Source organism: Anaerolineales bacterium, from assembly GCA_025808555.1.
GTDB lineage: Bacteria > Chloroflexota > Anaerolineae > Anaerolineales > UBA11579 > JAMCZK01.
The window spans coordinates 2021979-2036853 of the sequence record CP075526.1; the positions used below are offsets into that span (position 1 = coordinate 2021979).

Consider the following 14875-nt stretch of genomic DNA (forward strand, 5'->3'; position numbering starts at 1 on the left):
TTTACTCGCTGGTCTCGGGAGCGTCAAACACGCTCTCGATCACTTCTTCGATCGGCGGGTCATCCACGGTCAGATCCGTCACCGGCAGGTCGGCCAGCAGGCGAGCCGTCACCTGGGGTGCATCCGTCTTGGCCACGCGCAACACCACGCGGTTCGGCTCCTGCGTCACCACAGTGCCGTACTTCGCCATGTCGGGCGTCTTGCCGTTCATGTCGCTCATCGTCAGCACCAGCGTCTTCATTGCTGAGAAACGCTCCACCAGCTGGGTCAGATCGCCGTCGAAGAGCAGCTTGCCGTGATGGATGACGATGACGCGCTTGCACAATGCCTGCACATCCGCCATGTAGTGGCTGGTCAGCAGCACCGTGGCCTTGTAGCGCTGGTTGTACTCCTGGATGAAGGCGCGGATGCGGCGCTGCATAGTCACGTCCAGGCCGATGGTCGGCTCGTCCAGGAATAGCACGCCGGGCCGGTGCAGCAGAGCGCCGACCATCTCGGCCTTCATGCGCTCGCCGAGCGAGAGGTTGCGCACCGGCTTCTTGACCAGGTCCTTAAGCTGCATGACCTCGATCATCTCGTCACGCGCCTGCTTGAACTGCTCCATGGGAATGCCGTAGATGGCGCGGTACAGGTCATACGAGTCGATTGCGGGGATGTCCCAGTTCAGCTGACTGCGTTGGCCCATCACCAGAGTGATCTGCTCCAGAAATTCGCGCTGGCGTTTCTGCGGCACATGCCCCGCCACGCTCAGCTCACCGCTGGTGGGGTAGAGCAGGCCGGAGAGCATCTTCAGCGTTGTGGTCTTGCCGGCGCCGTTGGGGCCAAGAAAGCCCACGATCTCGCCCGGCTCGATTTGGAAGCTGATGCCATCCACCGCGTGCACGTCTTTGGTTTTGCGCGCCACCAGGCTCTTGACGGCTGCCTTCAGGCCAGCCTCGCGCTCGGGCACCTTGTATGTTTTGCGTAGATCTTTGACCGTGATACTATTTGTACTCACCTAAGCCTCCAAGCCCGAAAAAGCAATATTTACTGCAGAAAAGGCAAAATGTTCTAGTGCTGTTCTATTATAATAACGCATGTTATCTTTCAGATTATCAAATCTTATATCAATTTTCCTAAAAACGCAAGCTCGATTAAGCCGAGACAACAAAAAACCGCAAGAGTCGTGCTCCTGCGGCTGCGTGCGACGGCAAAAGGGCGCGTGAGGGCCTAAAGCCCAGCCTCAGGAGGTAGACAATCAAACGAACCTGCATTGCTCAACATCATTTTGCCGCTACCTCCTTTCACTAAGATTGGCTAAGCATAAGCCCATCTGAATTACTTGTCAATGTTTTGTCTGCGTCAGATGTCGGCGCAGCCAGTATGAAACTCGCCATGCGGGCAAGAGGCTCGTACTAATCTGCAAGAGCACAGTCAGCAAAAAACAGCCTGCGCATTTTGCGCAGGCTGTTTATGCTTGAGTGCAAGGCGGTGCTTACGGCACCGGGTTTGCCGGAAAAGAGCCTTCGGGTGCGTACCAGTCCTGCGGGTTCACGCCGCCGGTCTCCTGCCCGCTGGTCACCGTCACCACGATCAGGCTGTGGTCAGTGCAGCTTACGCTCAACCCGCAAGGCACTGCCTGGCTGTACCCTGCCGCCAGGCCTTGCGTGTAAGCCACCACTTCGTAATCACCCGGCGGCAAGTTAGCGATCGTATAAAAGCTGGTGCCTTCGCTGGTGGTCACATAATAGTAGTTGCCCGGCTGAGCCATGCTCCACGCCACGATGGTTTGGGCGGGGATGAAGCTGCTGGGGTAGCTCAGATTGCCTGAGATGCTGCCCGGGTCGTTCGATTCCTGCGCGGGCGGTTGCACGCCCGGCGGGTAAGGTATATCGCCCGGCTGGCCGTACCAGTCACACACGGCAATCCCACCGGTCTGCTCGCCGGCCACCACGTCAAAGCTCACCAGTGAATGGTCAGTGCAATCCACGCTCAGTCCACAGGCGACAGCCTGTGAATAGCTGCCGCCATAGCTGAAGTCAGGCAGCCAGGCATAGGCTGTGTAGCTGCCCGCCTCGAGCTCGGCCGAGAATGCCATCTGGTTCAGGGAGATCGGTACCTCTACCGGCTCTGCCGCTCCGTCGCGCTGCAAGTACACCGTCATCTCGGGGATGAAAGACGAGGGGTAGCACACTGAGCCTTCTACAGTACCCAGCTGTGGCCCGGCAGTCTCTAGTGCGGGCGGGTTTGCCGCCTGGCTGGTTTGCAGAGCAGCGGCCACCAGGGTGGCCACGGCAGCGTCATCTGCATCGCCGCTGGGCGCACAACCCGCCAACAGCAGCGCAAGGATGAATACAACTGAAACAATTCGGGTGCTCATAGCTCTTGCTCCTCAGATATGGGTAAAAAGGCACTATGGGCATTATATATGAGCGAGCACACTGGAATTGTGCCAGTGCGCTCGCTTAAGAGTGGAGATGGCGGGAATCGAACCCGCGTCCGAATGATTAGAGTTCTGAACGTCTACGAGCGTAGTCGGTTGTATTGTCGCTGCATGGCCCACAACAGACAAGGGGGTCCACGCAGCCATCCGCTTTGTCTTAAGCGCACGATACGGAAGCGTGCACAGCACCCCGGCATTGTCTCGCCTGTTCCCACCCAGCCGAGGAGAGGGCGGGGCAGACGCAACTCACGAGGAGTTGGACAGTTCTTTGCTAGCCGGTATTACGCGGCGAGCGGGAGAGCTGCGTATTCAGTGCGGTTGGCACTTAAGGTTTGCGCTGAGTTAACGAGGTCGGCGCCTCTCGGCTCGCAGTTCAGACCCAGCCTCAATCGTCGAAGCCAGTCATCCCCATGCAGGCCCAGATTATAGCAGGGCAGTGTTTGAGCTTTCTTAGAACTAGCCCGCCGGCCCTAGCAGTTCCACCCGGTTGCCGTCCTGGTCAGCCAGCGCAATGCCCGGCTGCCCGTCGCGTTCCATGTCCTCGTAGGCGTACTGAGCGGCCTGCACGCGCTGCAGCACCGCCTGCCAGCCGGCCTCATCAGAGATGCGATAGGCGTATGAGCGCAGGCCGGTCATGTCCTCTTCGCGGCGCGAGGCGTTCTGGCTGTGCCAGGTGTTCGCGCCCAGGTGGTGGTGGTAGCCGCCCGCGCTCAGGAAGATGGCGCTGGGCCAGTTGACAATGATGTCCATGCCCAGCAGGTTGTTGTAGAACGCCGCCGTGGTGGCCGTGTCGGACACTTGCAGGTGCATATGGCCAATGTCGGTGCTGGGGTCGATTGCACCCGCTTGGGCGGCCGCCTGGTCGGCTTCTTCGATCAGCTTGTGCAGGTCCAGCGGGGCGTTGGCCATTTCCAGTGAACCGTCGCCCAGGCGCGGCCACTGGTCGCGCGGGCGGTCTCGGTAGATCTCGATCCCGTTGTTTTCTGGATCAGCCAGGTAAATCGCCTCGCTGACCAGGTGGTCAGAGGCGCCTTGCAGCGGCCAGCCCGCTGAGACGATCCGCAGCAGGGTAGTGGCCAGCGGGGTGCGGCCGGTGAAGCGAAAGGCCGTGTGGTACAGACCCGTACGCGCTTGCGGTACAAGCCGGGCGCCCTGGCGCTCGGTCAGGGTCAGCAGGGCGGGCAGCTGCCCGTTGGCGCTCAGGCGCGTGCGCCCATCGGCTGAGTCAATGATCTGGAAGCCCATCAAGCCGCCGTAGAAGGCGCTCATGCGCGCCAGGTCGGCCACCTGCAGCTCTACATGGGCGATCTGGGTATCCGGGTGAATTTTGAAGTCGTTCATAGGCTTGACATATAGACGGCGGCCAATTATGCTTTATTACATAGATGGCCGTCTATTTATACCTTGTATGAAAGGAGCTGGTTATGTTTACACCTGATGAGCAGTTGAACGTCGTGGAAAGCGGTTGTTGCTGCGGCGGCACTGGCTGCTGCTAACTGGTAGGATCGCTTTTAAGAAACAGCGTGGCCAGTTGCATTGCAGCTGGTCACGTTGTTTATTTAAGCTGTTCGGCTGCTTTGCTTTCAGGCGCAAAGGTGCTGATCAGCTGGCCGCAGCACATCGCCACCCGCTCTTGGTTCAGCGTGTAGTAGGTGTTCTTACCCTCCTCGCGCACCTGCACCAGCTCTGCCTCACGCAGTAAGGCCAGATGGTGAGACACCGTAGGCTGGCTCACCTTCACCGTCCTCACGATCTCGTTCACATTCTTCCACTCGCAGCAACAGGTCTGCATGATCTGCTGGCGAGTGGGGTCGGCCAGCACTTTGGCGAACGCCACGGGGTCCATGCTCTTGGTCTTCATATTGACTGCTCTCTATGCAGTCTACTTGCCTTAAGGGTGAATGTCAATTCGTAGCTATTGTCACTGTTGCGTCCTGTGGCTCGCAATGATGGGCTTTAGCAAGCATGCTGCGCCCTACATAACCGTGTCATTCCGACCGGGTTTGTATACTTGCACCAGACCGCCGGACCCGCATCAGGGAGGAATCCTTCTCACCATATCTTCCTCGCAACGCCAGTTATCCAAACTCGCGCCTTCAGTACCCTCATGCACATTCCTTGACAAACACTCCAATATCCCCAATCCACCATCCACCACCAAATCCGTGTACAACCACACTCGGATGCCAGCCAATCAATTGACCTACCTGTCAAGTGTTCCTAAGCTCGGCCTCATAGATTCCAGATATCTTTTTGGTTGCACCCCATACCCCTACACCAAAAACAACAACATCTTTGGAGCTTTGCGCTAAGTGCAGCTAAGCTGTTAACATGTGCCCTATGCGTGTCCTTGCCCTCAGTGACCAGGTCCTCGACTTCGTCTACACTCCCAGCGCCGCCCAACGCTTCAGTGCCGTCGACATGGTCATTGGCTGCGGCGACCTGCCGTACTACTACCTTGAATTCCTGGTGGATACCCTGCACAAGCCGGTTTTCTTCGTGCGCGGCAACCATGCGCCCAATGTCGAATACTCCCAAACCGAGGAGCGCGAGGCGCCCTGGGGCGCCATAGACCTGCACCGCAAGGTGGAGCATCACAAGGGGCTCATCCTCGTCGGCTTTGAAGGCAGCCTGCGCTACCGCCGTGGCCCTTTCATGTATACGCAGGGAGAGATGTGGATGATGGTTTTGGGCATGCTGCCGCGCTTCCTCTACAACCGCTTGCGCTATGGCCGCGCCTTGGACGTGCTCGTCACCCATGCGCCCGCCTGGGATGTCAGCGACCGCCAGGATACGGCCCACCGTGGCTTCAAGGCCTTCCGCTGGCTGCTGCGCACCTTCAAGCCGAAATACCATCTGCATGGGCACATCCACCTGTATGACCGTAACGAGCCGGCCATCGTGGAGTTCGAGGAAACCCGCGTCATCAACGCCTACGGCTACCAGGAGCTGGAGTTAGCCCCATGAACAACTACTCCTCAGCCATGAGCGATTTCAAACGCGCCCGCGGCCGTGCCGCGCTGCGTCAGGCGCTGGCGCGCCTGGGTGGCAGCCGCGCCGATGACCTGCTGCGCTTCGATGATGTGCGCAGAATGCTGGGCGGGACCAGCCAGCTGCCACGCGGCCTGCATGAGATTCCGCTGGATGCCATTGTGGGCAGCGTGGGCCGCTACGAGGACTTCAACCGCCAGTTCTTACCGCGCCAGGCCAGCCAGGGCAGCCGCTGGGCGCGGGTGCGCATGGCGGTGGAAGGGCAGGGCCTGCCGCCCATCGAAGTCTACAAGATCGGCGAGATCTACTTCGTGATGGATGGCCACCATCGCGTTTCGGTGGCACGTGAGGTGGGCGCCAGGACCATTGAAGCCTTCGTCACCGAAATTCCCACCCGCGTCAGCATATCGCCGGATGATGATATTGAAGACCTCATCATCAAGACCGAGCTGCACAATTTTCTGCAGGATACAGGGCTGGGTGACACGCGGCCGGATGTCGATTTCCGCGTCACGCTGCCCGGCCGCATCAACGAACTGCGCGAGCACATCGCTGTGCACCGCTACTACATGGGTGAGGAACTCGGCCGCGAGATTAGTGCGGCCGAAGCGGCCGCCCATTGGGCCGATGAAGTCTATGTGCCGGCCGTGCACGCCATCCGCCAGCTCGGCCTGCTGCGAGACTTCCCACAGCGTACCGAAGCGGATATGTACTTGTGGCTCATGAAGCACCGCTCCACATTGGAGAAAGAGTTGGGCTGGAACCTCGGCATCAGCGAGGCAGCCGCCCACGCCTGGAACCGCCTCGAGGGCAGCCCGCGCCGCTTTAGCTCGCGCGTGCGCCGTTGGCTGGGCAGCTGGATGCGCACGCCAGCCCCGCCGCTGCCCACCCAGTGGCGATTGCAGCGCGACGACTTGGATGAGAGCGAGACGCTCTTCCCGCGCCTGTTGGTGCCGCTCAGCGGCGAAGATGCCAGCTGGACCGCGCTGGATGTGGCCCTGCAAGTCGCCAAGCATGAGCGCAGCGAACTGCGCGGTGTGCATGTGCAGCCCGAAACCGGCGGAGATGACGCCCAATTGCAGCGCCTGCGCGGCGAATTTGAGCGCCGCGTGGCTGCCGCCGGGCTGCGCGGCAGCCTGGTGGTGGAGGAGGGCAATATCCATCGACGTGTGGAAGCCCGCAGCCACTGGAGCGATCTGGTGGTGCTGCATCTCAAGCATCCACCCGGCACGCGCCCGCTGGAGCGTCTTGTATCCGGCCTGCGCGCTTTCCTGCAACGCAGCCCGCGCCCGGTGCTGGTTGTGCCGGATAAGACTGCCATGCAGCACGCCCTGCTGGCCTACGACGGCAGCCGCAAGGCCCGCCAGGCGCTCTATCTGGCCGCCTACCTGGTGCGTCGCTGGGGCATCCAGCTCACCGTGCTCACTTCGCTGGAGAACAGCCTGCGGCCCACGCTGGCCCAGACCGGCGCCAAGAACTACCTGCTGGCACGCGGCGTCATCGCCGAATATGTGCAGCGCCGCGGCCGCGCCGCGCAGGCGATCCTGGACGTGGCCGCCGAGCGCGGCTGCGATTTAGTGCTAATGGGGGGCTATGCCCAGAGCGAATTCATGGAAGTGATGCGCGGCAGCAACCTGGATGTTGTGCTGCGCGAATACCGCGGCGCCATCTGGGTGTGCAATTAGGCCTGCCAACGCTGGCGGATCGGCTCGTCCTCCGTGTAGACGTTCATGAAGGCAAACTCCACCGAGAGCGCGAACAGAACGTAGCGCTCCGCAGGCATATAACTGGCCGCTGCCACCGCACGGGCGCGCTCGGCGGGGTCGGTCACCAGACGGCCATGCCCACGAACGTAGAATTCGCCTTCGCCGCCGTTGGAGTTTTCCACGCTGCAATGAAGGCTATATGCGCTGCCGCGTTGCAGATCTTTGCCCTTGGGGGAGGTTGGCTCCATGAACAGATACAGTTCGTCAGCCAATATCGGCGTAACGGGATGCACGCGCGGCGCACCTGCCGCTGACACTGTGGCAATATACGCCACCACGCCGTTCAAGCGGCTGGCGCCAAACGCAGCCAGGTCAGGCGCGCTGGCGGCAAAGTCAGCCCAACGCGTCAGCTCCATATGGCCTCCGCTGACAGCGCATCCAGACGCTCCACTTCTTCTTCGCTCAGGCTCCAGCTCAGCGCGCCGGCGTTCATCTCGGCCTGTTTGGCGTTCTTGGCGCCCGGGATCGCCAGCGTGCCCTTGGCGACGCACCAATTGAGCGCCACTTGCGAGATGGCCTTATCGCCATGCAGGGTCGCTATGCGCTGCATCTCAGCCAGCAGCGGCACCAGGCGGCCCAGCTTGCTGCGGCTGGTGATGCGCCGCGCCAGATCGGGCAACGGGTGCTGACGGCTGTACTTGCCGGTCAGCAGCCCCTGCGCCAGCGGGCTGTAGGCGATCACGGTGACTTTGTGGTCCTTGCACAGTTGCAGCAGGCTATTGCGCTCAGCGTTGCGGGCCAACAGACTGTAGGAGATCTGGTTGCTGGCCAGGCGCAGGCCGCGGCTCTCTAATACCTTGATGGCCTTCTCCATCTGGCGTGGCCCAAAGTTGGAGACGCCGATCTGCCCGATCAGGCCGGCCTCCACCGCATCGGCCATGCCGTGCAGCCAGGTGGCAAAGTGGCGCGGCGGGAACGGCCAGTGGATCTGATACAGCGGCAGCTTGCTTACGCCGAGGCGGCGCAAGCTGCCCGCCAAGGCGCGCGGCAAGCTGTTGCGCAGCACGCGCCAGGGGTACGGGAAGAACTTGGAGGCGATGAAGTGCTCTTCGGCGTTGGCAGCCGCAAAGCTGCCCAGCAACTCCTCAGAGCGGCCCGTGCCGTAGATCTCGGCCGTGTCGAAGAAGGTGACGCCGGCTTCCAGGCTGGCGTCGTATGCGGCGCGCAACTCTTCTTCTCCATAATCCCTGCCGTATGACCAAAACAGCGTGTCGCCCCAGGCCCAGGTACCCATGCCAATGGGCGCAACTTTGGGTCCGTCCTGCCCGATCTGGATCAGCTGCATTCTACGTATCCCTTCGTGGCTTAGTGTACACGCACTGCCAGAAGAAAAGAGCCCCGCTTTATTGCGGGGCTCTTTTCACTCTTGTTAGGGCAGGGTGATCGTCACCGATAGCGGCAGATGGTCTGACGCTGTCGTCAACGGGATGGCAAAGTTGCTGAAGCTCAGATCTGGCGAGATGAAAATGTAGTCGATCTGATGATCAGCGGCGAACGAGGGATAGGTGAAGGTGTTGGTCAGCCCACTCTCGCGTGAGATGTCGATGAAGCCGCCACCCAGCATCACGTCCAGCGCCAGCGAATCAGGCAATGAGTTGAGGTCGCCCATCACCATGGTGGCCGGGCGGCCGGCGGCCACGTCCACCAGCACCGAAGCCTGCTGGGCACGGATGTCATCCTGGCCGGCTTTCTCGCTGAAGTGCGTGTCAATTACGGTCAGGGTTTGCCCGTTCACCTCAACTTCGGCGTACAGATAGCCGCGCAGCAGCAGCACATCCTCAGGTGGCAACGGGTTGTTGGTGTAGCTGGTGATCGGCAGGCGCGTCAGGATGGCATTGCCCCATTGGTGGTCGGCGGTTGGCCCCCAGATGTATTGCATATCCAGGCGCTGCGCCAGCCATTCCAGCATGTCCATGCCGCCCCAGATCAGCCAACCGCGCGAGATCTCCTGCAAGCCGACAAGGTCGGCGCCGCTTTCCTCGATCACGCGGGCCAGCGCTTCAGGGTCCACGACGCCGTCGGTGTTCACCGCATCGTGAAGGTTGTAGTTGATCACGCGGATGGTGTTGCTCTCCGCCGGTTGGGCGCTGGGGCTCTTCCAGGCCAGGCTCAGCGCCAGGGGCACCACCAGCGCCACTGCCGCTAACGCAGCGGTGGAGTACAGCGGCTTGAACTCCTTGGCTTTGTCGGCGGCCTTGGAGCGCAGCGAAATCATAAGGAACAGGGTGATGAGCACCGCGGCCACAGGCAGCAACGTGCCGGAGCGGATGCCGAAGTCAATATCGTACGAGGCGTAATAGATAAAGGTCAGCAGCACGAAGAGAATGTGCCCGAGCCCGTTGAACAAGGTGCTGCGCAGCAAGCCAGGCTTGCCAGCTACGGCGCCAGCACCCGTGAAAATGAAGAAGCCCAGCGCCAGGCTGAAGATCTGGCCCAGAACAATGAACAGCAGCGGAACCAGCGGCTGGTTGAAGGCCAGCAGCAGCTGCGCCAGAACCAAGATGCCATACAGCAGTGCGTTGAGCAAAGTGCGCCTCGGTGCAACTTTGGCAATGTGCCAGAAGCCGATGGCATTGCCCAGCAGCAACGCCGCTCCGGCGGCGGGCGTGCTCCATGCGCTCATCGAGGAGAACATGGCTGTGTTCTGGAACACCATTAGCTGCAGGAACAGCCACGGCCCAACAGCCAGCAGCGCAGCCGAGCTGCCCCAACTGCCATCGGTGGCGGGCGGGGCGTCCTCCACCAGCTTGCTCAGGGTCCACAGCTGCAGGGCGGCCAGCGCCGCCACCAGCACCAACGCGAAGATGCCAGGCTGCCAGGAGAGGTCCAGCGTGCGGAAGGCGATCTGCAGGCTGCTATCCAGCACCAGGCCAAACAGCCAGCCGAAGCCGAGGTGCTGTGGGATATGGCCGCCGCGCGCCCGCGAAATGCCCACCGCCAGCGGGATCCACATCAGGAACAGCGCCGTGGCCGCCGCAGAAAGGTACAGGTCCATCAGCGCGGTTTGCGAAAGCTGCTCGGCCACCCGCAGGGCGGCCAGGCCGCCGGCGGTCAGCCACAGCGTGCGGCGCGTGCCCAGCAGGCGGTTGAGCGGGCCGGCCAGAAAGGCCAGGGCGAACACGCCCACCGCGATCGGCGCCAGGCTGAGCGAGCTCATGCCGGTTGAGTCGCGCAGGTAACCCACGAAGCCCACGAAGAGCACGCGCAGCTCTTGCAGGCCGAAGGTGACGGTGATGGCGGCGAATAGCCAGCGCACCCAATAAGATTTCAAGTCAGTACGAATAGTAGTAAGCATAGATTCCTTTCAAGGCGAGCTTAGCTAGCGTTCTTTCTCTTTTTGGCTTTTTGCTTGTAGGCGGCGTTCGGCTCTTGGAAGTATTGCTTGACCGCGCCGGGTTTATTGAGTTTGGCGGCAATATCTGGCCAGGTAGCCAAGAACACGGCTAGCGCCAATGTGATGACAAAGTAGGTGACCTCAATTGGCTGGCCGAACATCTGCAGGCTCACCAGCATGCCCACGAAGCCGATCGCGGCGGTCACCGTGATGTTGCCGGTGAGCCGTTGCACCACCCAGCCCAGCGCGAACATTATCGCCAGCTCGGGCCAAGCGGCCACCCAGGCCGCTGCGCCCATGGCAGTCGCCAGCCCTTTGCCGCCGCGGAAGCGCAGCCAGGCCGGCCAGTTGTGCCCGGCCACGGCGGCCGTGCCCGCCAGCATCCATGCCCAACTGCCGTCGCCCGCCAGCGTCTGGCCGATGGCCATGGCAGCCAGCCCCTTGGCGAAATCCAGCGCGCCGCCTAGCAGGCCCCAACCCAGGCCCAGGTTGCGGGTCAGGTTGCGCGTGCCGATGTTGCGGCTGCCAACCTGGGCAAGGTTTACACCGCCAACGGAGCGGGCAATGATATGCGCAAAGGGAATAGAGCCTAGCAAATAGCCGATCAATAATGCGAGAAGGAGTTGGGGCATTGGGTTATAGCTCGCCGTGGGATACGAACCAGGCCAGTGAGTCTCTCACCGTGTCAGCGAAGGGGCGGGCTTGCATGCCTAACTCCTGCTCGGCCTTGGCCGTATTATAAGGCTGCCAGCGGCGGATGCTGCGCAGGTGGTTGGCGGGCAGGGGGATGGTGGGGATGCGGTCGCCCAGCCAGACCACTGGGTCCACCAGCCACAACGGGATGGAGAAGCGCGGCGGCCGCCGCCCGGCCACCTGGGCCACGATGGTAAAAGCATCCTTGACCGAAAGGTTATGCCCGCCGAGGATGTAGCGCTCGCCCAGGCGGCCCTTGAGCGCTGCCTGGATGTGCGCATCCGCCACATCGCGCACGTCCACCACGTTGGCCTCGGCGGGCAACCAGGCTACGAAGTAGCCTTTGGCGGCCAGGATCAGCAGGCTGCCCAGGGTCTTGTTCAGGTCACCGGGGCCGAAGACCGCTGTGGGATTAGTGACCACCACTTCGAGTTGAGGCCCGTTGGCGGCCAGGGCTATCTGCTCCATCAATATCTTGGTTTCAAAATAGGCGCTCTCAGGAAAGTCGCCCAGCTGATAGACATCCCGCTCGTCGGCCAGGCGGCCGCCATCCGCGGGCACATTGGCAATACAAAATAGTGCCGAGGTATAGACCATACGCCGCACGCCGGCCGCTTTGGCCGTCGCCAACACCGTTTCCATTTCTGCCTGGGCTGCATCCAGATGCTGCTGGCGGGTGCGTTGGCGCTCACGGCGCGGGTAGTAGGCCGCAGCGTGGAAGAGTACATCCACGCCGGCCATGGCCTGCTGCAGGCTTGCCGCGTCGTTCAGGTCACCCTGCATCCACTCGATGGCTTCGCCATCTTCCAGATGCCCGCTGGACTGCGGCCTGCGCCGCAGGCCGCGCACCTGCCAGCCTTGCGCCAAGGCTGCCTTGGCAATGTGCCCGCCAATGAAGCCCGTTGCGCCGGTGACCAGAACCTTCATGGGCTGGATTATAAGGGCGCATTCAGTCATGGAGTAAGATGTACGGCCTTATGTACTGGGCGATGGAGTTCGCCCGCGCAGTGTTTGCTGCGCATAAACCGCCTGTTAGGCTGATGACTCCTATCTTTACAAAAGGAGTGTTAGTCATGAGCAATCTTTTGCTGGTAGGGCTTGGCGGAGCGGTTGGCGCAATCCTGCGCTACATCATTGGTACGCAAGTCCACGAGTGGTTCAAGCCCGGCGACTTCCCGCTGGGCACGTTACTGATAAATCTAAGCGGCTGTTTCCTGATCGGCTTGACATATGTGTGGCTCACCGAGCGCGGCCTGACGGGTGCGCACAGTCTGCTGCTCATTACGGGCGTGCTGGGCGGCTACACCACGATGTCCAGCTTCGGGCTGGAGCTGTTCCGCCTGCTGGGCAATGGCCAGCTCACTTTTGCGGCCATCTACTTCCTGCTTACCAACGCGGCCGGCCTGCTGGCGGTATGGGCCGGCCACCTGGTGGCCGGCCGGATTAACTAAAAAAAGCGCAGCCTATGGGCTGCGCTTTTTTTAAGGTTGTGAGATTTAGGGCTAGGCCTTGACGGCTTCACCGGCAATGAAGGTCTCGGTGTTGGTACGGGCCAAGTCGTCGGTGAACTGCTGCGGCGGGGTCTTCATAAAATAGGAAGAGGGTGCGATCAGCGGGCCGCCGATGCCGCGGTCCTGCGCCAGTTTAATGCAACGCACTGCGTCGATGACCACGCCAGCCGAGTTGGGCGAATCCCACACTTCCAGCTTGACTTCCATTTGCAGCGGCACATCGCCAAAGGCGCGGCCTTCCATGCGGATGTGGCACCACTTGCGGTCGGTCAGCCAGGGCACATAGTCGCTGGGGCCAACGTGCACGTCACCGCTGTCCAGTTCATACGGCAGCATGCTGGTGACCGCGCCGGTCTTTGAGATCTTCTTGGACTCGAGGCGCTCGCGCTCCAGCATGTTGTAAAAGTCCATATTGCCGCCAAAGTTCAGCTGGTAGGTGCGGTCCAGGTGTACGCCGCGTTCCACGAACAGGCGCGCCAGGGCACGGTGAGTGATGGTGGCGCCGACCTGGCTCTTGATGTCATCGCCAATGATGGGGATGTTGCGCTCGGCAAAGCGCTGGCCCCAATAGTCCTGGCTGGCGATGAACACGGGGATGCAGTTCACGAAGCCAACCCCGGCTTCCAGGATCTGTTCCACGTACCACTTGGTGGCCATTTCAGAGCCCACCGGCAGGTAACTCACCACCACATCCGTGCCTGTATCCTTGAGCACCTTCACAATGTCAGCGGTGGCGCCGGGGGCCTTCTCCACAACCTCGCGCAGGTATTTGCCCAGGCCATCATGGGTCATGCCGCGCTGCACTTCCACACCCAGGTGGGGCACATCGGCAAACTTGATGGTGTTGTTGGGGTAAGCCCAGATGGCCTCGCTCAGGTCTTTGCCAACTTTGGTGGCCACTACGTCAAAGGCGGCCGAGAACTCAATGTCTCGAATGTGATAGCCGCCGAGGTTTACGTGCATCAAGCCGGGCACTTCATCCGTGTCGGCCGCATTTTGGTAGTACTGCACGCCTTGCACAAGGGAGTTGGCACAATTGCCAACGCCAATGATCGCTACGCGTACTTTCGAAGAATTTTTTGCCATGTTTCTCCTTTGCAACGGTTAAATGATTATATACCTTGCGTCTCCGCTTTGATGTATAGGCCAACCGCGTAAAAAGTGCGGTTATGATTCTGGGCATGCAAGCATACTCACTGGCTGAGATCCAGGAAGCTCTCGCGCACAATCACCGCTTTGTGGCGGAGGATTTTGCCGCCATTGCCGGCGCGCAGTTCTACGCGCATCCGCCACAGGTGTGGTCGCCTGCCGAGAATCTGGCACACTTGTGCAAGACGGTGCGGGCAGCCACGCTGGCCTTCCGTGTGCCCGCTCGGCTCTCCGGGCTCATCTGGGGCTCGGCGGAGAGCAGCCGCAGTTACGCCGAACTTGTGACAAGCTATAAGGCCGTGCTGGATGGCGGCGTCGTGTCGCCGGCTGCCTATGTGGCGGAGTTGGACGGCGTGCTGCAGGATGAGGCCGCGGCCAAGCAGGATCTGCTGCAGCGCTGGCAGCAGGCAGCCGGCAAGCTGGAAGCTGCCCTGGCCAACTGGCACGATGAAGACCTGGATAAGGCCAAGGTGCCGCACCCCGTCCTCGGCAAGCTCACGCTGCGTGAATTGCTGTTCTTCACCCTCTATCACAATCTGCACCACGTCAACGATGTGCGCCGTTTGCTCGGCCAGCCCGAAGTGGAGGTGCTGTGAACGGCCAGGCGCTGCCTCCCAACCTGGAGAAGTTCCTCGCCAAATTTCCAGAGCCCTTGCAGACAATTGCTTTGGAGCTGCGCGCCCAGGTGCTGGACCTGGCGCCGGATGTGATCGAACAGATCGACGAATCGGCTCATTTGCTGGGTTACGGCTACGCCGAGACCTACACCCACCTGGTATGCGTGATCATTTTGCAAAAAGACTACATCAACTTCGGTTTCCCGCGCGGCGTGGATCTGGAAGACCCGGAAGCCCTGCTGGAGGGCACCGGCAAGCGTGCCCGCCATGTGAAGATCTACAGTGTTGAAGACGTAACCCTGCCTGGCGTGCTCTCCTTGTTGCGCGAGGCGATCGAGATCACGCCCCGGCCAGACAGCGAAGAGTAAAAAAGGCTGCGCACTGCGCAGCCT

15 protein-coding genes and 1 other RNA gene are annotated in these 14875 nt (G+C 61.2%); 5 read left to right on the forward strand and 11 right to left on the reverse strand.

Annotated elements, in window-relative coordinates:
- Position 1 precedes the first annotated feature (1 nt).
- The 5 genes from KIT08_10090 to KIT08_10110 all read right to left on the reverse strand — a co-directional run bounded on the left by KIT08_10090 (position 2) and on the right by KIT08_10110 (position 4283).
- Positions 2 to 997 carry an ATP-binding cassette domain-containing protein gene (locus tag KIT08_10090; GenBank protein UYN89435.1) on the reverse strand — a complete coding sequence of 332 codons (996 nt, stop codon included), beginning with the start codon at positions 995 to 997 and terminating at the stop codon, positions 2 to 4.
- Positions 998 to 1474: 477 nt separating this feature from the next.
- Positions 1475 to 2359, reverse strand: a complete 885-nt coding sequence (locus KIT08_10095; GenBank protein ID UYN89436.1) for a hypothetical protein — start codon at positions 2357 to 2359, stop codon at positions 1475 to 1477.
- Between the two features lie 89 nt (positions 2360 to 2448).
- Positions 2449 to 2832: a transfer-messenger RNA gene (gene ssrA / locus KIT08_10100) on the reverse strand.
- A gap of 46 nt (positions 2833 to 2878) precedes the next feature.
- A complete protein-coding gene (locus KIT08_10105) occupies positions 2879 to 3763 on the reverse strand; it encodes a VOC family protein (GenBank protein UYN89437.1) in 885 nt (294 codons plus the stop codon).
- Between the two features lie 214 nt (positions 3764 to 3977).
- Entirely contained in the window at positions 3978 to 4283 is a 306-nt protein-coding gene (locus KIT08_10110; protein UYN89438.1) for a winged helix-turn-helix transcriptional regulator, read from the reverse strand.
- A gap of 479 nt (positions 4284 to 4762) precedes the next feature.
- Between KIT08_10110 and KIT08_10115 the strand changes: the two genes are divergently transcribed.
- Positions 4763 to 5389 carry a metallophosphoesterase gene (locus KIT08_10115; GenBank protein ID UYN89439.1) on the forward strand — a complete coding sequence of 209 codons (627 nt, stop codon included), beginning with the start codon at positions 4763 to 4765 and terminating at the stop codon, positions 5387 to 5389.
- Positions 5386 to 7098 carry a universal stress protein gene (locus KIT08_10120; protein ID UYN89440.1) on the forward strand — a complete coding sequence of 571 codons (1713 nt, stop codon included), beginning with the start codon at positions 5386 to 5388 and terminating at the stop codon, positions 7096 to 7098. Before KIT08_10115 ends, KIT08_10120 begins: the two co-directional genes overlap by 4 nt.
- On the opposite strand, the gene KIT08_10125 is transcribed toward KIT08_10120, so the two are convergent.
- The 5 genes from KIT08_10125 to KIT08_10145 form a co-directional block, all read right to left on the reverse strand.
- Positions 7095 to 7535, reverse strand: coding sequence for a hypothetical protein (locus KIT08_10125; GenBank protein ID UYN89441.1), 441 nt, complete (start codon positions 7533 to 7535; stop codon positions 7095 to 7097). The two genes, KIT08_10120 and KIT08_10125, sit on opposite strands and share 4 nt — an antisense overlap.
- Positions 7526 to 8464 carry an aldo/keto reductase gene (locus KIT08_10130; GenBank protein UYN89442.1) on the reverse strand — a complete coding sequence of 313 codons (939 nt, stop codon included), beginning with the start codon at positions 8462 to 8464 and terminating at the stop codon, positions 7526 to 7528. The genes KIT08_10125 and KIT08_10130 overlap by 10 nt, the downstream gene beginning before the upstream one ends.
- Before the next feature lie 84 nt (positions 8465 to 8548).
- The gene (locus KIT08_10135; protein ID UYN89443.1) at positions 8549 to 10450 is read right to left on the reverse strand and encodes an endonuclease/exonuclease/phosphatase family protein; all 1902 of its coding nucleotides are present in this window, start codon (positions 10448 to 10450) and stop codon (positions 8549 to 8551) included.
- A 44-nt stretch (positions 10451 to 10494) separates the two neighbouring features.
- Positions 10495 to 11145 (reverse strand): glycerol-3-phosphate acyltransferase, encoded by a 651-nt coding sequence (locus KIT08_10140; protein UYN89444.1) that lies wholly within the window; start codon positions 11143 to 11145, stop codon positions 10495 to 10497.
- A 4-nt stretch (positions 11146 to 11149) separates the two neighbouring features.
- A complete protein-coding gene (locus tag KIT08_10145) occupies positions 11150 to 12133 on the reverse strand; it encodes an NAD-dependent epimerase/dehydratase family protein (protein ID UYN89445.1) in 984 nt (327 codons plus the stop codon).
- A 146-nt stretch (positions 12134 to 12279) separates the two neighbouring features.
- Here KIT08_10145 and crcB point away from each other — a divergent pair, with 146 nt between their 5' ends.
- Positions 12280 to 12657, forward strand: a complete 378-nt coding sequence (gene crcB, locus KIT08_10150) for a fluoride efflux transporter CrcB (GenBank protein ID UYN89446.1) — start codon at positions 12280 to 12282, stop codon at positions 12655 to 12657.
- A gap of 51 nt (positions 12658 to 12708) precedes the next feature.
- On the opposite strand, the gene KIT08_10155 is transcribed toward crcB, so the two are convergent.
- Positions 12709 to 13803: an inositol-3-phosphate synthase gene (locus KIT08_10155; GenBank protein ID UYN89447.1), complete on the reverse strand. Its 1095-nt coding sequence runs from the start codon at positions 13801 to 13803 to the stop codon at positions 12709 to 12711.
- 95 nt (positions 13804 to 13898) lie between these two features.
- Between KIT08_10155 and KIT08_10160 the strand changes: the two genes are divergently transcribed.
- Entirely contained in the window at positions 13899 to 14462 is a 564-nt protein-coding gene (locus KIT08_10160) for a DinB family protein (protein UYN89448.1), read from the forward strand.
- Positions 14459 to 14851, forward strand: coding sequence for a DUF1801 domain-containing protein (locus KIT08_10165; GenBank protein ID UYN89449.1), 393 nt, complete (start codon positions 14459 to 14461; stop codon positions 14849 to 14851). Before KIT08_10160 ends, KIT08_10165 begins: the two co-directional genes overlap by 4 nt.
- Positions 14852 to 14875 lie beyond the last annotated feature (24 nt).

Coding starts and splice junctions, on each gene's coding strand:
- KIT08_10095 (UYN89436.1), bottom strand. CDS start 2,359: ATGAGCACCCGAATTGTTTCAGTTGTATTCATCCTTGCGCTGCTGTTG.
- KIT08_10105 (UYN89437.1), bottom strand. CDS start 3,763: ATGAACGACTTCAAAATTCACCCGGATACCCAGATCGCCCATGTAGAG.
- KIT08_10110 (UYN89438.1), bottom strand. CDS start 4,283: ATGAAGACCAAGAGCATGGACCCCGTGGCGTTCGCCAAAGTGCTGGCC.
- KIT08_10115 (UYN89439.1), top strand. CDS start 4,763: ATGCGTGTCCTTGCCCTCAGTGACCAGGTCCTCGACTTCGTCTACACT.
- KIT08_10120 (UYN89440.1), top strand. CDS start 5,386: ATGAACAACTACTCCTCAGCCATGAGCGATTTCAAACGCGCCCGCGGC.
- KIT08_10125 (UYN89441.1), bottom strand. CDS start 7,535: ATGGAGCTGACGCGTTGGGCTGACTTTGCCGCCAGCGCGCCTGACCTG.
- KIT08_10130 (UYN89442.1), bottom strand. CDS start 8,464: ATGCAGCTGATCCAGATCGGGCAGGACGGACCCAAAGTTGCGCCCATT.
- KIT08_10140 (UYN89444.1), bottom strand. CDS start 11,145: ATGCCCCAACTCCTTCTCGCATTATTGATCGGCTATTTGCTAGGCTCT.
- KIT08_10145 (UYN89445.1), bottom strand. CDS start 12,133: ATGAAGGTTCTGGTCACCGGCGCAACGGGCTTCATTGGCGGGCACATT.
- crcB (UYN89446.1), top strand. CDS start 12,280: ATGAGCAATCTTTTGCTGGTAGGGCTTGGCGGAGCGGTTGGCGCAATC.
- KIT08_10155 (UYN89447.1), bottom strand. CDS start 13,803: ATGGCAAAAAATTCTTCGAAAGTACGCGTAGCGATCATTGGCGTTGGC.
- KIT08_10160 (UYN89448.1), top strand. CDS start 13,899: ATGCAAGCATACTCACTGGCTGAGATCCAGGAAGCTCTCGCGCACAAT.